General features: G+C 68.9%; 20 protein-coding genes and 2 tRNA genes. 14 read left to right on the forward strand and 8 right to left on the reverse strand.

Translation table 11 applies throughout. The features are described 5' to 3' along the window. Window positions 1-112 precede the first annotated feature (112 nt). Window positions 113-628 carry a DUF6993 domain-containing protein gene (locus ACFUCU_RS01360; RefSeq protein WP_377970174.1) on the forward strand — a complete coding sequence of 172 codons (516 nt, stop codon included), beginning with the start codon at window positions 113-115 and terminating at the stop codon, window positions 626-628. Window positions 629-709: 81 nt separating this feature from the next. Beyond that, entirely contained in the window at window positions 710-2,392 is a 1,683-nt protein-coding gene (gene ettA / locus ACFUCU_RS01365) for an energy-dependent translational throttle protein EttA (protein ID WP_290257595.1), read from the forward strand. Between the two features lie 84 nt (window positions 2,393-2,476). Here the strand turns inward: ettA and tesB are convergent, their stop codons facing one another. After that, the gene (gene tesB / locus ACFUCU_RS01370) at window positions 2,477-3,397 is read right to left on the reverse strand and encodes an acyl-CoA thioesterase II (RefSeq protein WP_290257596.1); all 921 of its coding nucleotides are present in this window, start codon (window positions 3,395-3,397) and stop codon (window positions 2,477-2,479) included. Between the two features lie 63 nt (window positions 3,398-3,460). Here tesB and ACFUCU_RS01375 point away from each other — a divergent pair, with 63 nt between their 5' ends. Beyond that, complete coding sequence (locus tag ACFUCU_RS01375) at window positions 3,461-4,120, forward strand: hypothetical protein (protein WP_377970176.1); 660 nt, start codon at window positions 3,461-3,463, stop codon at window positions 4,118-4,120. Between the two features lie 19 nt (window positions 4,121-4,139). Here ACFUCU_RS01375 and ACFUCU_RS01380 read toward each other — a convergent pair whose 3' ends face one another. From ACFUCU_RS01380 to ACFUCU_RS01395, 4 genes are all read right to left on the reverse strand, one after another. Continuing rightward, window positions 4,140-4,766, reverse strand: coding sequence for a hypothetical protein (locus tag ACFUCU_RS01380; protein WP_377970177.1), 627 nt, complete (start codon window positions 4,764-4,766; stop codon window positions 4,140-4,142). An 80-nt stretch (window positions 4,767-4,846) separates the two neighbouring features. Beyond that, window positions 4,847-5,302 (reverse strand): GNAT family N-acetyltransferase, encoded by a 456-nt coding sequence (locus ACFUCU_RS01385; RefSeq protein ID WP_377970179.1) that lies wholly within the window; start codon window positions 5,300-5,302, stop codon window positions 4,847-4,849. Between the two features lie 141 nt (window positions 5,303-5,443). Continuing rightward, a complete protein-coding gene (locus ACFUCU_RS01390) occupies window positions 5,444-5,902 on the reverse strand; it encodes a globin (protein ID WP_364135146.1) in 459 nt (152 codons plus the stop codon). Then, window positions 5,902-6,567 (reverse strand): mechanosensitive ion channel family protein, encoded by a 666-nt coding sequence (locus ACFUCU_RS01395; protein WP_377970782.1) that lies wholly within the window; start codon window positions 6,565-6,567, stop codon window positions 5,902-5,904. The genes ACFUCU_RS01390 and ACFUCU_RS01395 overlap by 1 nt, the downstream gene beginning before the upstream one ends. 88 nt (window positions 6,568-6,655) lie before the next feature. On the opposite strand from ACFUCU_RS01395, the gene ACFUCU_RS01400 reads away from it, so the two are divergent. Further along, window positions 6,656-7,675 carry an NAD-dependent epimerase/dehydratase family protein gene (locus tag ACFUCU_RS01400; RefSeq protein WP_377970182.1) on the forward strand — a complete coding sequence of 340 codons (1,020 nt, stop codon included), beginning with the start codon at window positions 6,656-6,658 and terminating at the stop codon, window positions 7,673-7,675. A gap of 31 nt (window positions 7,676-7,706) precedes the next feature. On the opposite strand, the gene ACFUCU_RS01405 is transcribed toward ACFUCU_RS01400, so the two are convergent. Then, window positions 7,707-8,174: an OsmC family protein gene (locus ACFUCU_RS01405; RefSeq protein WP_377970183.1), complete on the reverse strand. Its 468-nt coding sequence runs from the start codon at window positions 8,172-8,174 to the stop codon at window positions 7,707-7,709. A gap of 109 nt (window positions 8,175-8,283) precedes the next feature. Then, window positions 8,284-10,839 (reverse strand): aminopeptidase N, encoded by a 2,556-nt coding sequence (gene pepN / locus ACFUCU_RS01410; protein ID WP_377970185.1) that lies wholly within the window; start codon window positions 10,837-10,839, stop codon window positions 8,284-8,286. Window positions 10,840-10,981: 142 nt separating this feature from the next. On the opposite strand from pepN, the gene ACFUCU_RS01415 reads away from it, so the two are divergent. The 3 genes from ACFUCU_RS01415 (at window position 10,982) to ACFUCU_RS01425 (ending at window position 13,471) form a co-directional block, all read left to right on the forward strand. Beyond that, entirely contained in the window at window positions 10,982-11,983 is a 1,002-nt protein-coding gene (locus tag ACFUCU_RS01415; RefSeq protein WP_377970186.1) for a hypothetical protein, read from the forward strand. Window positions 11,984-12,047: 64 nt separating this feature from the next. Continuing rightward, window positions 12,048-12,542, forward strand: a complete 495-nt coding sequence (locus ACFUCU_RS01420; RefSeq protein WP_377970188.1) for a ribose-5-phosphate isomerase — start codon at window positions 12,048-12,050, stop codon at window positions 12,540-12,542. Further along, window positions 12,542-13,471: an Fpg/Nei family DNA glycosylase gene (locus ACFUCU_RS01425; protein WP_377970190.1), complete on the forward strand. Its 930-nt coding sequence runs from the start codon at window positions 12,542-12,544 to the stop codon at window positions 13,469-13,471. The genes ACFUCU_RS01420 and ACFUCU_RS01425 overlap by 1 nt, the downstream gene beginning before the upstream one ends. Window positions 13,472-13,543: 72 nt before the next feature. On the opposite strand, the gene ACFUCU_RS01430 is transcribed toward ACFUCU_RS01425, so the two are convergent. Continuing rightward, window positions 13,544-13,614, reverse strand: a tRNA-Gly gene (locus ACFUCU_RS01430). 131 nt (window positions 13,615-13,745) lie between these two features. Here ACFUCU_RS01430 and ACFUCU_RS01435 point away from each other — a divergent pair. The 7 genes from ACFUCU_RS01435 to ACFUCU_RS01465 all read left to right on the forward strand — a co-directional run bounded on the left by ACFUCU_RS01435 (window position 13,746) and on the right by ACFUCU_RS01465 (window position 21,262). Continuing rightward, a tRNA-Pro gene (locus ACFUCU_RS01435) sits at window positions 13,746-13,820 on the forward strand. 68 nt (window positions 13,821-13,888) lie between these two features. Beyond that, window positions 13,889-15,280, forward strand: coding sequence for a trigger factor (gene tig, locus ACFUCU_RS01440; RefSeq protein WP_377970192.1), 1,392 nt, complete (start codon window positions 13,889-13,891; stop codon window positions 15,278-15,280). 245 nt (window positions 15,281-15,525) lie between these two features. Then, window positions 15,526-16,131, forward strand: coding sequence for an ATP-dependent Clp protease proteolytic subunit (locus ACFUCU_RS01445; RefSeq protein ID WP_290257881.1), 606 nt, complete (start codon window positions 15,526-15,528; stop codon window positions 16,129-16,131). Between the two features lie 38 nt (window positions 16,132-16,169). Then, complete coding sequence (locus ACFUCU_RS01450) at window positions 16,170-16,829, forward strand: ATP-dependent Clp protease proteolytic subunit (RefSeq protein WP_056738346.1); 660 nt, start codon at window positions 16,170-16,172, stop codon at window positions 16,827-16,829. 208 nt (window positions 16,830-17,037) lie between these two features. Then, complete coding sequence (clpX, locus tag ACFUCU_RS01455) at window positions 17,038-18,318, forward strand: ATP-dependent Clp protease ATP-binding subunit ClpX (protein WP_290257608.1); 1,281 nt, start codon at window positions 17,038-17,040, stop codon at window positions 18,316-18,318. A 94-nt stretch (window positions 18,319-18,412) separates the two neighbouring features. Next, entirely contained in the window at window positions 18,413-19,033 is a 621-nt protein-coding gene (locus ACFUCU_RS01460) for a DsbA family protein (RefSeq protein ID WP_377970194.1), read from the forward strand. Between the two features lie 366 nt (window positions 19,034-19,399). Further along, window positions 19,400-21,262: a glycoside hydrolase family 15 protein gene (locus ACFUCU_RS01465; RefSeq protein ID WP_377970196.1), complete on the forward strand. Its 1,863-nt coding sequence runs from the start codon at window positions 19,400-19,402 to the stop codon at window positions 21,260-21,262. Window positions 21,263-21,265: the final 3 nt, after the last annotated feature.

Raw genomic sequence — 21,265 nt, forward strand, 5'->3', positions numbered from 1 at the left:
TTCCCGGCCAGTGCCAGCAGGCTGCCGGCACCGCCGACCAGAGGGGCTCGGACAAGAGCGGTGGAGGCGGTGACGGCGATGTCCGGACCGGCGCCGGTGGCAGAATGGCCGGGTGACCCGGCCCAGACTCCTTCCCCGCGCCCTGTTCCCGACGTCCGCCACCCTGGCCGGCATCGTAGTGGCAATGGCCCTCGCCGGATGCTCCGGGTCGGGCGATACGGTCGCCCCCGCGCCGGAAGCATCCACCGCCGTCGGGACCGCGACCGCGACGGCCACGCCCGCCGCCCCCTCCGCGCCCACGCCCACGGCTCCTTCGGTGGCGGGCGGCTCGGCGGCCACGCAACCCGAGGATGCGGCCAAAGTGCGCGACGCGCTCGCCGGCCTCGCCGCTGGGTCGGTGCCGGGGACGGACAGCGTGCGGGCGGCCCTGGTCCGGGCCGGTTACGCTCCCGGGGCCATCGAGGTCACCGCCAGCCGGACCCCCACGGGCCTGGACGCCGATGCTGTGGAAGCGTCCGTCCGGCAGGGCGGGGACTGCGTCGTCGCCCAGATCCGGGGGCGGTCCGTCACCGCCACCGTCCTGCCGGCCCTCGCCGACGGCCGCTGCCTCGCGGGCCCGGCCGCCTGACCGGTCTCCCCGGTATGGGCGGCGCGGAACCTGTCGCCTCGGAATGTGAGTTATCAGCGCCGAACCACTAGATTTGAGAGTATGGCGGAATTTATCTACACAATGACCAAGGCCCGTAAGGCCGTTGGCGAAAAACTCATCCTCGACGACGTGAGTATGTCCTTCTTCCCCGGTGCCAAGATCGGTGTTGTCGGCCCGAACGGCGCCGGTAAGTCCACCATCCTCAAGATCATGGCCGGCCTGGACACTCCCTCGAACGGCGAGGCTCGGCTGAGCCCCGGCTACACCGTCGGCATCCTGCTGCAGGAGCCGCCGCTGAACGAGGAAAAGACCGTCCTCGGCAACGTCCAGGAGGGCGTGGGCGAGATCTACGGCAAGATCCAGCGCTTCAACGAGATCTCCGAAGAGATGGCCAATCCGGACGCCGACTACGACGCCCTGCTTGAAGAGATGGGCCAGCTTCAGGAAGCGATCGACGCCGCCGACGCCTGGGACCTCGACTCCCAGCTGGAGCAGGCCATGGACGCGCTGCGCTGCCCGCCGGCCGACGCCGACGTCACCGTGCTCTCAGGTGGTGAGCGTCGCCGCGTCGCCCTCTGCAAGCTCCTGCTGCAGAAGCCCGACCTGCTGCTCCTCGACGAGCCCACCAACCACCTCGACGCCGAGAGCGTGCTCTGGCTCGAACAGCACCTCTCCTCGTACCCCGGCGCCGTCCTGGCCGTCACCCACGACCGGTACTTCCTGGACCACGTGGCCGAATGGATCGCCGAAGTGGACCGCGGCCACCTCTACCCCTACGAGGGCAACTACTCGACCTACCTCGAGAAGAAGCGTGCCCGCCTGGAAATCCAGGGCAAGAAGGACGCCAAGCAGGCCAAGCGCCTCGCCGAGGAACTCGAGTGGGTGCGCTCCAACGCCAAGGGCCGCCAGACCAAGTCCAAGGCCCGTCTGGCCCGCTATGAGGAAATGGCCGCCGAGGCGGACCGGACCCGCAAGCTCGACTTCGAAGAGATCCAGATCCCGCCGGGACCGCGCCTGGGCGGACTGGTCCTGGAAGCGAAGAACCTGCAAAAGGGCTTCGAGGACCGGATGCTGATCGACGGCCTGTCGTTCTCGCTGCCGCGCAACGGCATCGTGGGCGTCATCGGCCCCAACGGCGTCGGCAAGACCACCCTGTTCAAGACCATCGTCGGCCTGGAGCCGCTCGACGGCGGCGAACTGAAGGTCGGCGACTCGGTGAAGATCTCCTACGCGGACCAGAGCCGCGGCGGCATCGACCCGAACAAGACCCTCTGGGAGGTCGTCTCCGACGGACTCGACTTCATCCAGGTCGGCCAGGTCGAGATGCCGTCCCGCGCCTACGTCGCCGCCTTCGGCTTCAAGGGCCCGGATCAGCAGAAGAAGGCCGGCGTCCTCTCCGGCGGTGAGCGCAACCGCCTGAACCTCGCGCTGACCCTCAAGCAGGGCGGAAACCTGCTGCTCCTCGACGAACCGACCAACGACCTCGACGTCGAAACCCTCAGCAGCCTCGAGAACGCCCTGCTGGAATTCCCCGGCTGCGCCGTCGTCGTCTCGCACGACCGCTGGTTCCTCGACCGGGTGGCCACCCACATCCTCGCCTACGAAGGTGACGAGGAGAACCCCTCCAAGTGGTACTGGTTCGAGGGCAACTTTGAATCCTACGAGGAGAACAAGGTGGAGCGCCTCGGCCCCGACGCGGCCAAGCCGCACCGGGTCACCCACCGCCGCCTGACCCGCGACTAGTTCCGCGGCCGGCCCGCCAACGCAAAAGCCCGGCGCGCCCCCGAGAGGGGGTGCGCCGGGCTTATGCGTTAAAGGCGTTCGCCGTTACCGGGGCGCCGGTTCCGTGGGCACCCGGATCATGCCCTCCTGCGCCACGGTGGCGACGTGCCGGCCGTCGCGGCTGAAGATCTTCCCGGTCGCCAGGCCCCGGGCGCCCTGGGCGCTGGGGGATTCCTGCACGTACAGCAGCCATTCGTCCACCCGCACGGGCCGGTGCCACCACATGGCGTGGTCCAGGCTCGCCACGGACATCCCCGGCGTAATCCAGCTCAAGCCGTGCCGCCGCAGGACCGACTCCAGGAGGGTGTAGTCGCTGGCGTAGGCCAGCGCGGCGCGGTGCAGGCCGGGATCGTCCGGCATCGGTCCAAAGGTCCGCATCCACACGGCGTTGCGGGCCTCCTTGGGCCCCTCGGCCGAGACATACAGGGCAGGGTCCACGTGGCGGATGTCGAAGGGCCGCTCATAGGCCCAGTGCCGGGCCACCGGGTGGTCGAACTTGCCCAGCAGGTCGGCCGTGCTCGGCAGCGACTCCGGGTCCGGGATTCCCTCCGGCATCTGCGTCTGGTGCTCGATGCCCTCATCCTCGTCCTGGAAAGAGGCGATCATCGACAGGATCGGCTTGCCGTCCTGGTATGCGTGGACCCGGCGGGCCGAGAAGGAGCGCCCGTCGCGGAGCCGCTGGACGCCGAAAGTGATCGGCTGGTTCGCGTCGCCCGGCCGCAGGAAATACCCGTGCATCGAGTGCACGCCCCGGCCCTCGGGAACCGTCCGGCTGCCGGCCACCAGCGACTGCGCCAGCACCTGGCCGCCGAACACCCGCTGCCGGGGCTGCTTTTGCGACGGGCCCAGGAAAATGTCCTCGTCCGTCCGGGCGCCCTGAAGTTCGCCCAGGTCCAGGAGCTGGATGAGCGAGGTGGTCGGGTCCTCCGGGGGTGCGGCCTGCACTGCGGCTTCGGCTTCAGTCATGGTTTGACTTTAGACGGCGGCTTGGCCGGGCTCCAAAGAGGCTCAGCCGGTAAAGTCGGGAATGTGTCTGATGTCCTCACCGAGTCCCTGCAGTTCTCCGATCCCCGCGACCTTGCCGACCTGCGCACCTTCGCCACCAGGGCCAAGGCGGTGGACGACGGCGGCATCCGCCTCAGCGCCGACGGCACCGTCCTGGCCGCCTACGTCTGCCTCCTGCGGCCGCGGCTGCTGGGCGAGGGAACGCCGACCATCCTGGGCCTGCGCACGATGGCTCTGGCCGCGCCGGCCCGGCTGGACGTGACGGTGCCGCTCTCGGCGGTGCTGGACCGCCTGGCCCGGTCGGGGCCCGACGACGTCGACCTTCCCGTCCCGCCGATGACCCTGCGGGAATCCTGGGCCGGCGTCGGAGCACCCCGCGGCGGCTGGGAACCGGCCGGCACCGTCCCCGACGCGGAACTGCGGCGGGCGGCTGAGGAGGGGATCAGGGAGATCGCCGGCATCATCCCGGACAAGCCCGGTGCCCTGATCGTGAACAACGCCCGCGCCACCGTCTGGGGCCGGCCGTTGCCGGCGGCGCACGGGTTGCCCGCGGGGGCGGCCTTCGCGGCGCTGACCCTGGGGTTCCTGGCCGAGGGGGAGCAGTCCGTCTTCCGCGCCGACACGTGGTTCCGGCTCAGCAGCCCCCGCGGCCACGTGCTGGTCCGCACAGGGTCCGGCCTCTAGCGGCCCCCGCGACGACGCCCTATCCTTCCGTGACGGCGGCGAGGGCTACCGGAGTGTCCTGACCCTCCCAGGTGCCGACCAGGGAGCGGGCTGCCGGCGGGACAGCGGGGTCGAGCCGCCGGTAGACCAAAATTTCCAGCGCACCGGCGCGGATCACGGTCCCCTCCGCGGCGTCGCTGGCCGTGACGTCGCCAACCTCCGGAACCGGTGTACCCGCGGTTCCCGTGCCGTGCACGGTAACCGACTCGGGGAGAACCTTTTGCCCGCCGTCGACCTGCAGGACATGCTGTGCCTGCGGCGTGCCGGCCAGGATGGCACCGGCCAGGGCACGGACGTAGGCCGGGTCCGCGCACGCGTCGTAGACCCAGCGGCTGCCCAGGACGGAGTGTTCCATGGTGCCGACCAGGTGATCGTCGCCGCCGGGCAGGGGAGCGCCCCGGTAGCTGAGCGGCACCTGGAACACGGCGCCGCCGGAACGCACCAGGATGGTCTCGAGGCCCACCTCCCCCTCCGGGTCGTCGAAGCGGAAGTGCCCGGCCTTCTCCGGGACGGACCCGGTGTCCGGGAACCAGGACCGGCCGGGGAGCCAGCGCTCGAGGAGTTCCATCTTGGAGGGGGTCAACGTTGCCTGATGAATGATCGCCATGACCGCCAGCCTAGACCCGGGGGCGCCGGGAAGTGCTCGGAAGTGCCCGTAAGCGGGCCCGGTAAGGGTGGGTACGCAGCTCAGAAGGTCAGCACGTTGAGTTCCGACGCCGGCACGAAACCGAGCCGCGCGTAAAAGCTTCGAGACTCCGACGACGGAGAGAGGAGCATGCGGACCGCGTTGATCTCCCGCGAATAGGTCAGGGCGGCCTCCACCAGCTGCGCCCCGATGCCGGCGTTCCTGCGGTCCGGAAGCACATAGACGTTCCCCAGGTACACCCAGCGTGAGATGTCCTTGCCTGGCTTGGGCATGCGTTCGAACACCATGAGGTTCAGCATGCCCACGGGAACGCCGTTGTGCTCGGCGAGGAAGAAGGTCCGCGGATTGGCCTCCAGCCACCGCTTGAGCACGGCGACGAACTCTTCCGGGTCTATGGTCGTGCCGTCGGCGGCGGGTGCCTGTTCGGCCGTCCAGGTGGTCCGCAGCGCGGCGAGGGCGGGCAGGTCGCCGTCGACCGTTTCGCGAATGGTGATCATGGCTCCAGCCTAGGCGGAGGCGACCCCTTGCGCGGTCATACCCGGGTGGGTATTATAAATTTCAGAAAGACCCCGGAGGCATCCCCCCAAGTGCCTCCGGGGTCTTTCTCTGTGTGCCGGCCGGCAAGCGGCGCAACCCGCCTAGGCTCCGGACGGGCTGTTGACCATGGAGAGGGCGGCCCGCTCCATGTAGTCCCACAGGGTTCCCTCGTAGAGCGGCGGGAGCTCCAGGGCATCGACGGCGGTGCGCATGTGCCGGAGCCAGGCGTCCTTGGCCTCCGGGGTCACGCGGAACGGCTGGTGCCGCATCCGGAGCCGGGGGTGGCCGCGTTCCTCGCCGTAGGTGGTGGGACCTCCCCAGTACTGCTCCAGGAACATGAGGAAGCGGCGCTTCGCCGGCGCGAGGTCCTCCTCCGGGTACATGGGCCGCAGCAGCGGGTCGGTGGCGACGCCGTCGTAGAACACGTCGATGAGCTTTACGAACGTCTCGTGCCCGCCGACAGCGTCGTAGAAGTTGTCGGTGTAGCCGGGCTTGCTGAAGGGGTCGTTCTGCATCAGCTGCCGGGGCTGGCGGGGATCTCCGCCGAGGGGGATGGTCATTACTCTCCGGCTTTCTGCTGGGGTGCTGCCTCGGCGGCACCGGCCTGGTCGACCTCGTCGGCGGGCGGGGTGTAGGTGCCCTGGGAGCGGTTGCCCACACGGAGGATCTCGCCGTTGCGCAGGTACCAGATGGTGCCGTCGTCGGCGCGGACCCGGGTGATGCGCAGGCCCATCGACTCCACCGTGCCCACCACCTCGGAGGTTTCGATGACGTCGCCGATGCCGTACTGGTCCTCGATGGTGATGAAGATCCCGGCCAGGAAGTCGCGGATGAGCTGCTGGGCGCCGAAGCCGATCGCGACACCCAGGATGCCGACGCTGGTCAGCAGCGGCGCGATATTGACGTCAAGATACTGCAGCACGTACATCGCGGTGATCACGACGACGAGGACGCTCACCACACTGGTCAGCAGCGCGCCGATGGTGCGGGCCCGCTGCTCCCGGCGCTGGTGGTCCAGCGCGCGCAGGGCGGGGGCAACCCAGCGGAACCGCGGCTTCTTGAAGAAGGTGCTGCCCGCGGCGACGCGCTTGGTGATCCCGGAAATCACGAAGGACGCCACCAGCCAGACGAGGACGCCCACCCCGATGCTGATCAGGGCTCCGGGCACGTTGATGGCGGAGACATCGAGCGGTGTCAGGGGTTCGGGGGTGGTCAAGCTCAAGATCAAGTGGTACTGCTCCTTCGGCACGCCCGCGTTCGCCGGCCGCATAAGACTCTGTTCACTGTCCAGACTAGCGCCGTAGCGTGGCCCCATGCGCATCCTCGTCCTCGGTGGCACCGCCTTCCTCTCTGCCGAAATCGCCCGGCAGGCAGTCGCCGCCGGCCACGACGTCATGTGCCTGGCCCGTGGATCCCGGACCGCGCCGCCCCAGGGTGCCAGCTGGCTCAAGGCGGACCGCTCGCAGGGTCCGGCTGCCTACGCCGGGGCCGTCCACGCGGGGGAGTGGGACGCCGTCGTCGACGTGGCCCGCGACCCCGGGCAGGCGGAGGATGCCCTCGTGGCGCTCGCCGGCCGCGCACGGCACTGGACCTTCGTCTCCAGCTGTTCGGTCTACGCGGACCCCTCGGTCCCCGGCACGGCGGAGGACGCCGTCGTGCTGCCGCCGCTGCCCGCCGGGACGCCGGCGACCATGGAGAACTACGGTGCCACGAAGTCCGCGATTGAACACCTGACCCTGGAACTGGCCGGGGACAAGGCGCACCTGTGCCGGCCGGGCCTGATCGGCGGCCCCGGGGACGAATCGGACCGTTACGGGTACTGGCCTGCCCGCTTCGCCCGACACCCGGGACCCGTCCTCGTCCCGGACACCCCGGCAGCATTGACCCAGATCATCGACGTCCGGGACCTGGCCGCCTGGGTGCTGACCGCGGCGGAGCGGGGCGTTACCGGGCCGCTGAACGCGGTCGGCGATCCCGTGCCGTTCGCCGAATACCTCGATGAATCACGGCGTCTCGACGGGGGAGCCGCGGAGATCGTGGCCGCGCCGCCCGACTGGCTCGCCGCGCGCGGGGTGAACTATTGGGCGGGTCCGGACTCCCTGCCGCTGTGGCTGCCGCCGGGCCACGAGGGATTCAGCACCCGCAGCAACGCCGCGGCGGTTGCGGCCGGACTCCGGTTGCGGCCGTGGACCCGGACGCTGGCGGACAGTCTCGACGACGAGCGCCGCCGGGGGCTGGACCGGGAACGCAAGGCCGGACTCAGCCCGGACACCGAGCGCCGGCTGCTGGAGGAATGGCGGGACGCGACGGACCCGGTCGGCGCCGCAGGCTAATGGCCGCCCGAGGCTGGGAGGCGCCGAACCGTCAGCCGGCGGACGCCTCGTGCCGGACCGGGAAGTTGACGCTGCGGGCGATGAAGCAGAGCAAGTTGGCCTCGTGGTGCATCTCCGCCAAGGCTTCCGGGGACACCGGGTCCTTCGTGGCCACCACCGGACGCAGCGTGACCGACTCGAACTGGCCGCTGCCGTCCCGGTTGGTCCGCATCAGCCCCTCGGCCCGGTCCCGGTAGCCGGTGACCACCACGCCATGCTCCACCGCCACGTGCAGGAAAGAGAGCATGTGGCACTGGCTTAGCGCGGCCAGGAGCAGTTGCTCGGGGTTGTACCGGCCGGGGTCGCCGCGGAACGTCGGGTCCGCCGAGCCCTTGAGGACAGGCAGGCCGGGAATCTCGATGTCGTGGTCCCGGCTGTACGCCCGGTAGCCGGACGTCCCCTCGCCGAGGTTGCCCGTCCAGGTGACCGTCAGGGCGTAGTTGTGCTCGTCCAGGCTCATGCCGCCAGTCTAGGACACGTCCCCGCCCAACTGACTGGCAGCAGGGGCCGTTTTGAGCGTCCAAAACGGCCTTAGCTGCGAGCTAGTTGGGCGGGGTGGGGCTTCCTGCCTAGCCGACGTCCGCGGCGCGGGCGCGCAGGGCGCGGGCCACGCCGTCGCGGTTCTCCAGCATCATCCGGCGCAGCGCGGCGCTGTCCGCCGGCAGGGCGGCGAGGAACTCGTCCGTGCGGTCCACGGTGGCCTGGGTGGTCAGCTGCGCCGGGTAGAGCCCCACGACGATCTGCTGGGCCAGGGCGTGGGTGCGGTCCCGCACGATCCCGGGAACGGCCTCGAAGTACTTCTCCGCGTAGGGCTCGAGCAGGGCGGTGTCCAACACCCGGGTGAAGCCGGCGACGGCGGACCCCTGCAGCGCGTTGGACAGCTCGCCCGTCACCACGATCGACTCCCAGGCGGCGGCCTTGGCCTCCGGGGTGGGGATGGCGGCCGTGGCCTGGGCGGCCGCGTTCTGGCCGGTGGCGGTGTTGTCGTGCTCGAGTTCGGCGTCGATCTCCGCCTTGCCGGCCCGGCCGCCCACCACGAGGGAGGTGATCAGTTCCCAGCGCAGGTCCTGGTCCACGGTGAGGCCCTGCAGCTCACGGGAGCCGTCCAGCAGCCCGGCGACCGTGTCGAACTGCGCGCCCGTGCGGGCCAGCAGAGCGTAGGACTTCACGAACTGCAGCTGGGCGTCGGAACCGGCGGCCACGCGGGAGGCGAGGTCCCAGAGCCGGTCCGCGGCGGCGGCCGCCGTGGCGTCCTTGTGCTCGGCGGCGACGTAGAAGTTCAGCGTGGTGGCCAGCTGGCGCAGCTGCACCAGGATCACCGAGGAGTCCGTCTCCTCCGCGATGTTGGCCAGGATCAGCTCCACGTAGCCGCGCGCCGGGGTCTCGCCGTCGCGCGCCGCGTCCCAGGCCGAGCCCCAGACCAGGGTCCGCGGCAGGCTGCGGCCGAAGTCCTTCAGGTGAGCCGTGGCGGTGGCCCACGACTGCGGATCGAGCCGGACCTTCGCGTAGGCGAGGTCGTCGTCGTTGAGCAGGATCAGGTCCGGCCGCGCCAGGCCGGCCAGGGCCGGGACCTCGGTGCGTGCGCCGTCGACGTCGAGCTCCTCGCGGTGCACGCGCTCCAGCTTGCCGGCGCCGTCGAGGTTGTAGAAGCCCACGGCCAGCCGGTGCGGGCGGATGGTCGGCTGCGCTTCGGTGGCGGACTGCAGGATCGCGAAGGAGGTGATGGTCCCATCCTCGCCGACGGACAGCTCCGGCTTCAGGGTGTTCACGCCGGCGGTCTCCAGCCAGAGCTTGCCCCACTGGTCCAGGTCGCGGCCGCTGGCCTGCTCCAGCTCCACCATCAGGTCCGCCAGCTCGGTGTTCTTCCACGAGTGCTTGCGGAAGTACTCGCGGACGCCGGCCATGAACTCCTCCGGACCCACCCAGGCCACCAGTTGCCGCAGCACGGAGGCTCCCTTGGCGTAGGTGATGCCGTCGAAGTTGACCTCGACGTCCTGCAGGTCGTTGATCTCCGCGAAGATCGGGTGCGTGGTGGGCAGCTGGTCCTGGCGGTAGGCCCAGGATTTCTCCACCGAGGCGAAGGTGGTCCACGCGGCGTCGAACTTGGTGTTTTCGACGGCGGCGAGGTGGGACATGTATTCGGCGAAGGACTCATTCAGCCAGAGGTCATTCCACCAGCGCATCGTCACCAGGTCGCCGAACCACATGTGGGCCAGTTCGTGCAGGACGGTGATGGCGCGCCGCTCCACCTGTGCCCCGGTGACCTTGCTGCGGAAGACGTAGCCCTCCAGGATGGTCACCGCCCCGGCGTTCTCCATAGCGCCGGCGTTGAACTCGGGCACGAAGAGCTGGTCGTACTTCTCGAACGGGTAGGGGCAGCCGAACTGCGCCTCGAAGAACTCGAAGCCCTGGCGGGTCAGTTCGAAGATGTTGTCCGCGTCCAGGTACTGCATGAGGGATTTGCGGGCGAAGACGCCCAGCGGGGTGACCTTGCCCGTGGCGGAGACCACCTCGCTGCGGACGCTCTGGTACGGGCCGGCGATCAGCGCGGTGACATAGGAGGACAGCCGCGGGGTCGGCGCGAAGGCCCAGACCGAGCGCGCGCCGCCGTCCTCGCCCGGGCTGGTCTCGGACGGTGCCGGGGTGGGGGAGTTGGACACCACGTCCCAGTGCGACGGCGCGGTGACGGTGAACGTGAACGTGGCCTTGAGGTCCGGCTGTTCGAAGACGGCGAACATCCGGCGGGAGTCGGGGACCTCGAACTGGGTGTAGAGGTAGACCTCGCCGTCGACCGGGTCCACGAAGCGGTGCAGGCCCTCGCCGGTGTTCATGTAGGGGGCGTCCGCGACCACCACGAGTTCGTTCTTCGCGGCCAGGTCCGGGAGCTGGATGCGGATGCCGTCCGAGACCTCGGCCGGGTCCAGTTCGCGGCCGTTGAGGGTCACGCTGTGCACGGTCCGGGTGACCGCGTCGATGAACGTGGAGGATCCCGGCGCCGCGGTGAAGCGCACGCGGGTGGTGGAGCCGAAGACGGTGTCGCCCCGGGTCAGGTCCAGGGTCACGTCGTAGGAGTCGACGGCGATCAGGGCGGCGCGCTCGCGGGCTTCGGCGCGTGTGAGGTTCATACCGGGCAAGGGGGCCTCCAGGAATGCGGGAACGGGAGATGGGGATAGGCGTGAAGTTATTCTTTCACGCCTTGCGGCCTTGGCAAGTTGCCCCCGTCACAGCCCAGCCGCCGGTGGCGCGGACGGGGGTAGCGTTGACGGCATGGGAACCTTCCGGAACTCCGTCGACACCAGGGCCGTGCGCTTCGCCATCGGCTTTCCCCTGGTGCTGGCCGCCGCCTTCACGGTGTGCGCGTTCCTGATCCGGTCCCGGCTGCCCGAGCCGCTGGCCGTCCGGTGGTCCGCGGACGGCGCCGAAAACTTCGCCCCCTTCGCCGCCGTGGTGGGCGTGGGCGCCGCCATGATCGTCCTGACGGGCTGGGCGGTGCTGCTCCAAGCCGCCCCGTTGACCCGGCCGGCCGTGATGCGCCGGATCATGATGGGCGCCGGGCTGGGCCTTAGCCTGTTCGTCACCGCCGTGCTGGCCGCGGTCCTGGTCGGGCAGATCGGTCTGTCCGACGCCCGCGCCTCGCACGTTGACGTCACCATCCTGGCGATGGGCAGCGGCGCCGCCCTGGGCCTGGGCGTGGTGATGGGCTTCGTGTTCAAGGCCGACGAGCGCTGGTCCGTCGACGACGAACGCGCCGCCCGCGCGGCGCTCGAACACATCCGCGACCCGGACCTGGCCAGGGACGACGTTCGCCTCTGGGTCCACGCCCGCAGCTCGATCTTCGTGATGCTCGGAATCTCCACGCTGTTCCCGGCAGCGCTGCTCAGCGTGGCCCTGCCCTGGCTCGCGGCCGTTCTGACGGCCGCGGCGCTCGCGGCAACCCTGTTCCTCTTCGCCCGGGTCAAGGTGGACCGGGCCGGGCTCCGGGTCCTCGCCGCCGGGCTGCTGCCCGTGCTGACGGTCCCCGCCGCCGAGATCGGCTCGGCCGCCCCGGAGCTGGTGCGCGCGGCGGAGCGTGGCGGCTGGGGCTTCCGCCGCCACGGCCGGGACTCCAGCATGCTGGTGGCCAACGGGCCCGCCGTCGTGGTTCGGCGCCTGGACGGCGGCACCGTGACGGTCAGCGCCGGCGGCCCCGCCTCGGCGGACAACGTCGCGCAGACCCTGACCCGCGTGGCTTCCCGGGCCCGCGGCGACGGTGCGCCGCCCCGTCCCTAGTAGGCTGGAGCCACCCCGATCACCACGCCGGATGCCCTCCGGCGACCACAGAATGGATCCGACTGTGACCACCGCCCAGGACCTCCCGCGCGTCCACATCGCTACCGACCACGCCGGCATGGAGCTCAGCGCCCACCTGGTGGAGCACCTCAGCGCAAAGGGCTACGAGGTGGTGGACCACGGACCGAAGGTCTACGACGCGCTCGATGACTACCCGTCCTTCTGCATCAACGCCGCCCTGGCCGTCGTGGCGGACCAGGACGCCGGCGTCCACGCCCTGGGGATTGTCCTGGGCGGTTCCGGCAACGGCGAGCAGATCGCCGCCAACAAGGTCAAGGGCGTCCGCGCGGCCCTGGCGTGGAGCCTGCCCACCGCGAGGCTGGCCCGCGAGCACAACGACGCCAACGTCGTCGCCGTCGGCGGCCGGCAGCACAGCGTCGACGAGGCCACCGAAATCATCGAGGCGTTCCTGACCGAGCCGTTCAGCCACGACGAGCGCCACGTCCGCCGCATCGGCAAGATCGCGCGCTACGAGGCCACCGGCGAGGTCGTCGAGTAGTGCCCGAGGGCCACTCGATCCACCGGCTCGCCCGCCAGTTCGCGGACGTCTTCACGGGCGCGCGGCTGGCCGTCTCTAGTCCGCAGGGACGCTTCGCCGGCGGCGCCGCCCTGCTGGACGGGCACGTCCTCACCGGATCGACCGCGCACGGCAAACACCTGTTCCTCCGCTTCGAGCACGGGCTGTCCCTGCACGTCCACCTGGGCCTCTACGGCGCCTGGAACTTCGGCGGCGACAGCACCTTCCGGGGCGCCTCCAGCATCGGCGCGCCGCGCAGGGTCGGGGAGCGGGAGGACCGCGACGCCGGCACCGACGCGGTGAATGACGACGCCGCCTACGCCGGCCCGCCCGCCCCGGTGGGCGCCGTCCGCGTCCGGCTCGCCGGCAGCCACGGCTGGGCGGACCTGCGCGGGGCGACCACCTGCGAGACCCTCACCGAAGCAGAAACCGACGCCGTGATGGCCCGGCTGGGCCCGGATCCGCTGCGGAACCTGCCGGGGGACAGGGAGGCCTTTGTCGCCACGCTGGGCCGGCGGAAGACCCCGCTGGCCACCCTGCTCATGGACCAGAAGGTGATTGCCGGCGTCGGGAACGTCTACCGCGCCGAGCTGCTGTTCCGGCAGCGCCTGGACCCCTGGCTGCCCGGAACCGGCCTCCCGGCCGGGGACGCCGGGCTGCTCTGGGACGACACGGCCGCCATCATGGCCGACGGCGTGCGCGACGGCCGGATCATCACCACCGGACCCCGGTACTGGAGCGGCGGGGGAGAGTCCTCCGAAGGAGAGGCAGCGGCCCTTCCCGCCCCGGAGGAGGCGCACTTCGTCTACCGGCGGCAGGGCCAGGACTGCCGGGTCTGCGGTACCCCCGTCTCGCTCGTGGAACACTCGGCCCGCAAGCTGTACTGGTGCACGGTCTGCCAGCAAGGCTAAAACCGTGACGCAGGGCCCGCAGAAAGCACGAAGGGCCCCTCCGCTGGAGGGGCCCTTCTGTGTTTTTTTGAGAGGGGACGACGGGAATCGAACCCGCGTAATCAGTTTGGAAGACTGAGGCTTTACCATTAAGCTACGTCCCCGGGACTATGCTGGAAATCCAGCAAAACTTCCGGTCGGCTGTTCAAGCCGGATACAACTAAACCCAATGCAGCCCCGCAGTGTCAAATGTGCAAATGGCCACACGATGACCTTAGACTGTTCTGTGCACTTACGGGGTGTAGCTCAGCTTGGCTAGAGCGCCTGCTTTGGGAGCAGGAAGTCGCAGGTTCAAATCCTGTCACCCCGACTCTGCAGCAACTGCCGGTCATCGGCGTTGCAGACCCACAATCCCCCAAAACCAGGAGTACTTAGACTGTGAAGAGCGCCGTCGAGAACCTCACCCCTACGCGGGTCAAGCTCAATGTTGAGGTCCCGTTTGAGGAACTGCAGCCCAGCATCGCCGAGGCGTACAAGAGCGTTGCTTCCCAGATTCAGGTACCCGGCTTCCGTAAGGGCAAGGTCCCTTCCAAGCTGATCGACCAGCGCGTCGGCCGCGGCTACGTCCTGGAAACCGCCATCAACGAGGGCCTCAACGGCTGGTACCAGGCCGCCGTCCAGGAGACCGGTATCCGCCCGCTGAGCCGTCCCGAGGTCGAGATCACCGAGGTGCCGGACCCGTCCGCCACCGACGGTGAGCTGAAGTTCCACGCCGAGGTTGACATCCGTCCCGAGATCGAGCTGCCGGACTACGCCGGCATCAAGGTCGAGGTTGCCGCCGCCGAGTCCTCCGAGGCCGACGTCGACAAGGCCCTGGACGAGCTGCGCGGCCGCTTCGGCACGCTGAAGAGCGTTGACCGCCCGGCCGCCGACGGCGACTTCCTGACCATCGACATCACCGCCAGCATCGAGGGCTCCGAGGTTGATTCCGCCTCCGGCCTGTCCTACCAGGTTGGCGCCGGCACCATGCTCGAGGGCCTGGACGAGGCTGTCACCGGCCTCAGCGCCGACGAGGATGCCATCTTCGACACCACCCTGGTGGGCGGCGACCACGCCGGCGAAGCCGCCCAGGTCAAGGTTGTCGTGAAGGCCGTCAAGGAGCGCGAGCTCCCCGAGGCCAACGACGATTTCGCCCAGCTGGCCTCCGAGTTCGACACCCTGGCCGAGCTCCGCGAGGACCTCGCCAAGCAGGCCGCCGACTCCAAGACCGTCGAGCAGGGCGTCGAAGCCCGCGACAAGGTCCTGGACAAGCTCGTCGAAATGATCGAGGTCCCGGTTCCCGAGTCCGTCGTCGAAGAGCAGCTCGAGCAGCACTTCAGCGCCGAGAACAACCACGGTGAAGGCGAGCACGACACCGAGGAGCACCGCGCCGAGGTCAAGGCCAACACCGAGCGTGCCTTCCAGAACGAGATCATCCTTGACGCCATCGCTGAAAAGGAAGAAGTCAACGTCACTCAGAACGAGCTGATCGACTACATCGTCACCACCGCCAGCCAGTACGGCATGGACCCGAACCAGTTCGCCCAGATCATCGATCAGAGCGGCCAGGTCCCGATGATGGTCTCCGAGGTCCGCCGCCGCAAGGCCCTGGCCGTCGTGCTGGGCCAGGCCGAGGTCACCGACTCCGAGGGCAACAAGGTTGACCTGAGCGAGTTCGTCCGTCCCGGCGGCGAAGAGTCCTCCTTCGAGGAAGCTCCGGCCGAGGAAGCGTCCTCCGAGGAAGCCACCGAGGCTCCCAAGAACGACGACCCGGCGGCAGTGAAGTTCTAGCCCGCCCGGCACCCTGAGCAGTGCCCGCACCCCCGGATCACCGATCCGGGGGTGCGGCTTTTTAAGCCGCAGACGAACCCGGCGGCCCAATCGTGCGCCGTCAGCGAACAGCCCGCCACGCCGGCACAATGCGGCAGGGAAAACGGTTAGTGTCCATGTAGGAAAGTTCAGTGGAGCCACCCCACGGCACCACCGTCGCCAGCGAGAGGTAAGTACACATGTCACAGCAAGCAGGGGCACCCCGGATGGCTACCGTCGATCCCGCGGCCCAGGATAACTACATTTACAACCGCCTGCTGAAAGAGCGCATCATCTGGCTCGGCTCCGAGGTCCGCGACGAGAACGCCAACGCGATCTGCTCCCAGCTGCTCCTCCTCTCGGCGGAGAACCCCGAAAAGGACATCTACCTTTACATCAACTCTCCCGGCGGCTCCGTCACCGCCGGCATGGCCATCTACGACACCATGCAGTTCATCCCGAACGACGTCGTCACCGTGGCCACCGGCCTCGCCGCCTCGATGGGCCAGTTCCTGCTCAGCTCCGGCACCAAGGGCAAGCGCTACGCCACCCCGAACGCCCGCATCCTGATGCACCAGCCCTCCGGCGGCATCGGCGGCACCGCCTCGGACATCAAGATCCAGGCCGAGCTGATCCTGCACATGAAGAAGGTCATGGCCGAACTGACGGCCGAACAGACCGGCCAGACCGTGGAGACCATCCTCAAGGACAACGACCGTGACAAGTGGTTCACGGCGACCGAGGCCCTCGAATACGGCTTCTTCGACAAGATCGCGGCCCACGCCGGGTCCGTGGCCGGCGGCGGCGGAACCAACGCCGACAGCGGCAAGTAACCGGCACGCAGACAGAACCGACTCCAGGAGCAATGAACATGAACTACAACTTCGGATCGACTGCCGGAAACCTGCCCAGCAGCCGCTACGTGCTGCCGCAGTTTGAGGAGCGCACCCCCTACGGCTTCAAGCGCCAGGACCCGTACACCAAGCTCTTCGAGGACCGCATCATCTTCCTCGGCGTCCAGGTGGACGACGCCTCGGCCGACGACATCATGGCCCAGCTGCTGGTCCTCGAGTCGACGGACCCGGACCGGGACATCACCCTCTACATCAACTCCCCGGGCGGCTCCTTCACCGCCATGACGGCGATCTACGACACCATGCAGTACATCCGCCCGGAGATCCAGACGGTCTGCCTCGGCCAGGCAGCCAGCGCCGCCGCCGTGCTGCTGGCCGCCGGGACGCCGGGCAAGCGCCTGGCACTGCCGAACGCCCGCGTCCTGATCCACCAGCCGGCACTCTCCGGGGGCCAGGGCGGACAGGCCTCCGACCTGGAAATTCAGGCCGCCGAGGTCATGCGGATGCGCTCCTGGCTGGAGGACACCCTGGCCAAGCACTCGGGCCGGACCTCCGAGCAGGTCAACAACGACATCGAGCGCGACAAGATCCTCACGGCCGCCGAGGCCATGAGCTACGGCCTGATCGACCAGGTCCTCGACTCGCGCAAGATCAAGCCGCAGGCGCTGACCAAGTAGCCTTGGCAGCTTCACAGCAGTAGACGACGCCGGTTCGGCCCGTGGAAACGGGGTGAACCGGCGTCTTCTTTCCACCCAACAGGCCCAAAGTGACCTAGAGTGGACTATGTCACGGCCGTCCCGTTCGGGGCTGGCGGTGTTTCAAAATGGGTGCCACGCTGCACGGAGGCATGACCCGGCCGGCAGCAAGATACAAAGGGGTTCACATATGGCTCGGATTGGCGAGAGCACCGATCTGCTGAAGTGCTCGTTCTGCGGAAAGAGCCAGAAGCAGGTCCGCAAGCTCATTGCCGGGCCCGGCGTCTACATCTGCGACGAGTGCATCGAACTCTGCAACGAGATCATCGAAGAAGAACTCGCCGAAGTCGCCGACCTGGGCAGCTTTGAACTGCCCAAGCCCCGGGAAATCTTCGACTTCCTGCAGGAATACGTCATCGGCCAGGAACCCGCCAAGCGTTCCCTCGCCGTCGCGGTCTACAACCACTACAAGCGCATCCAGGCCGGCCACGCGCCCAAGAGCGGAGCGCTGGCCGAAGGCGGCCACCACGACGACGTGGAGATCGCCAAGTCCAACATCCTGCTGATCGGCCCCACCGGCTGCGGCAAGACCTACCTGGCCCAGACCCTGGCCCGGCGCCTGAACGTCCCGTTCGCCGTCGCCGACGCCACGGCTCTGACCGAGGCTGGCTACGTCGGTGAAGACGTCGAGAACATCCTGCTCAAGCTGATCCAGGCCGCGGACTACGACGTCAAGAAGGCCGAACAGGGCATCATCTACATCGACGAGATCGACAAGATCTCGCGCAAGAGCGAGAACCCCTCCATCACCCGGGACGTCTCCGGCGAGGGCGTCCAGCAGGCGTTGCTGAAGATCCTCGAGGGCACGGTGGCGTCCGTCCCCCCGCAGGGCGGCCGCAAGCACCCGCACCAGGAATTCATCCAGATCGACACCACCAACGTGCTCTTCATCGTCGCCGGCGCCTTCGCCGGCCTCGAGGAGATCATCGGGTCCCGGTCCGGCCGGAAGGGCATCGGCTTCGGCGCCCCGCTGAACGAGGTCAAGGACAACGCCGACTCCTACGGTGAGGTCATGCCGGAGGACCTCCTGAAGTTCGGCCTGATCCCCGAATTCATCGGCCGCCTCCCGGTCATCACCACGGTCTCCAACCTGGACCGCCCCGCCCTGATCCAGATCCTGTCCACGCCCAAGAACGCCTTGGTCAAGCAGTACCAGAAGATGTTCCAGCTCGACGGCGTGGAACTGGTCTTCGAGGACGAGGCGCTGGACATGATTGCGGACCAGGCACTGGAACGCGGCACCGGCGCCCGCGGCCTGCGCGCCATCATGGAGGAAGTCCTCCTGCCGGTGATGTTCGACCTGCCCAGCCGCGACGACGTCGCCACCGTGGTGATCACCGAGGACGTCGTGGCGAAGAAGGCCGAACCCACGATGATTCCGCACGACGTGAAGCGCCGTAAGTCCGCCTGATTCCTTCTCGGAACGGCAGGAACCCGGAATAAATCCGCGCCGCTCTCCGCTGTGCCCTGAGACGCCTGTCAGCTTCCCAACAAGGAGAATTCACGTGCCTGAGAACACCGCCACGAACAAGGCCGACTTCTGGTTCGACCCGATGTGCCCCTTTGCCTGGGTCACCTCCCGCTGGATTTCCGAGGTGGAAACCGTCCGGAGCATCTCGACCGAGTGGCACGTCATGAGCCTCGCCGTCCTGAACGAGGGCCGGGACGAACTGCCCGCCGAGTACAAGGAATTCCTGACCAAGGCATGGGCCCCGGTCCGGGTGATCGTGGCCGCGGCGCAGAAACACGGCGAGCAGTACATCAAGCCGCTCTACGACGCCATGGGGACCAAGATCCACAACGAGGGCAACAAGGACATCGCCGAGGTCATCGCGAAGTCCCTGTCCGAGGTCGGCCTCCCGGCGGAGCTCGCCGCGGCCGGCGACAGCGACGAGTTCGACGCCGAACTCCGCGCCAGCCACGAGTCCGGCATCTCCCTGGTGGGCCAGGACGTCGGCACCCCGGTGGTGGCCATCAACGGCACCGCGTTCTTCGGCCCGGTCCTGACCCGCATTCCCCGCGGCGAGGACGCCGGCAAGCTCTGGGACGCCTCCGTGGGCCTGGCATCCTACCCGTACTTCTTCGAGCTCAAGCGCAGCCGCACCGAAACCCCCGTCTTCGACTAGGCACCGGACCCGCCACAGCGGGACCACAGGGCGCCGCGGGAACTACCACGCTGTAGTTCCCGCGGCGCCCTTGTGCATCCCCGGGGACGGGAGAACAATGGTTATTACCCACTCCGCAAGGGGAGGGACGCAGGAACCAAAGATTCAGTGACACTCATCCGACGCAGCCTTCGGCACAGTCAGATGATGGCTACCAGTGGCGAGGTAGGAAGACCTGAAATTCCAAGGATCCCGCCAGATTGCCTAAGACGTCACGTGGTGATCGAAAAAGTCGAAGCCCCACCAACCGCAAAAAGCTGATGGGGCTTCCCCTTTGCCCAAAAAACACTTTAAAAACTCCCGCCTCACCGGAGGACAGACCGGGACATGAGCAACCAGCCCATCGCCGATTACGCGTTGCTGTCCGACTGCCGGTCCGCCGCCCTGGTCAGTGCCGCCGGCTCCGTGGACTGGCTCTGTTTTCCGCGCTTTGACAGCCCCTCCGTCTTCGGCCGGATTCTCGGTGAGTCTGCCGGTCACTGGTCGGTGCGTGCCGCGGGCGCGCGCGGGAGTTCCCGGCGGTACCTTGGACCGTCGATGGTCCTGGAGACCCGGCACCGGACCGATGACGGAGACCTGACCGTCACCGACGCCCTGGTCCTGGGCAGCGGCCGCCGTGGCCACGACCTTGGAGACGGCTCGCCCGGCACCCTGCTCCGGAGTCTGGCCTGCACGCGGGGGAGCGTCCACGTGGAGGTCGAGTGCGCGCCGCGCCCCGGCTATGGCCTCCTCGAACCTGTCCTGCGGAGAGTCCCCGGCGGCCTGCTGATCACCGCGGGCGGCGAGGCGCTCACGCTGTCCTCCCCGGTGGCGCTGGAGCCCGACGGCGGGACGGCGTCCGCCACGTTCCGGCTGCGGGCCGGCGAGAAGGTGGCATTCGCCCTGCACCGCCCGCATGGCGGCGGCGAGGACCCCGTGTTCTGGGACCAGGCGGAGATGCACCGCAGGCTCGCGGACACCCTCGAAGGCTGGACCAGCTGGTCCGGTATCCACCAGAACTACAGCGGGCCCTGGCAGGACCTGGTGGCAGGCAGCGGGAGGGTGCTGCAGGCGCTGAGCTACTATCCGTCGGGAGCGATCGTGGCGGCGCCCACCACCTCGCTGCCGGAGGTCGCCGGGGGCACCCGGAACTGGGACTACCGCTACACCTGGGTGCGGGACGCCAGCATGACGCTCCAGGCGCTGTGGGTGGCCGCCTGCCCGGACGAGGCCGGTACGTTCTTCCAGTTCCTGGCGACGGCCGCCGCCCGGCAGCTGGCAGCCGGGGAAGACCTCCACATCATGTACGGCATCGGCGGCGAACGGGAACTTCCGGAACGGGAGCTCAGCCACCTGCCCGGCTGGCGTGGCAGCGCACCCGTCCGGGTGGGCAACGGCGCCTGGGACCAGCGGCAACTGGACGTCTACGGAGAGCTGCTGGACGCGGCCGCCACGATGCGGGATTCCGTCGCGGAGCTGGCACCGGAGACCTTGCGGTTCCTGGCCGACGCCGCCGACGTCGCCGCGGCCCGGTGGCGGGGCCCGGACCAAGGCATCTGGGAAGTCCGGGGCGAGCCACGGCACTTCCTGTACTCGAAGCTGATGTGCTGGGTGGCCGTGGACCGCGCCATCGGCCTGGCCGCCCTGCTGCGGGCCACGGACCGGTTGCCCGGCTGGACGGCGGCCCGGGAGGAGATCAGGGAATCGATCTGCACCCACGGCTGGAATGAGGCGGCCGGTGCGTACACGCAGTCCTACGGCGCCGCCGAACTGGACGCCTCCGCACTGATGCTGGGCATCGTGGGGTTCCTGGAGGGGACGGACCCGCGGTTCCTTGCGACCGTGGAGGCCGTGGAGCAACGCCTCACCGATTCCCGCGGGCTGGTCTACCGCTACCTCGCCGACGACGGCCTGCCCGGCGGGGAGGGCGCATTCCTGCTCTGCACCTTTTGGCTGGCCCACGCACTGGCCCTCGCCGGCCGGACCGAGCGCGCCCGGGAGGTCTTCGAGCGCGCCGCTGGCTTCGCCACCGACCTGGGGCTGATGGCTGAGGAGGTAGCCCCGGACGGCCAGGAACTGCTGGGCAACTTTCCGCAGGCCTTCAGCCACATCGGGCTGGTAAATGCGGCCTGGGCCATCGGCGAGGCCGAGCGGCGGAGCCGGGAGGAGAATGCCGGGGGAGACGACGGCGGGGAACAAGCGCCGCGCTGATGA

This window comes from Arthrobacter sp. NPDC057259 (assembly GCF_042668995.1).
Lineage (GTDB): Bacteria > Actinomycetota > Actinomycetes > Actinomycetales > Micrococcaceae > Arthrobacter.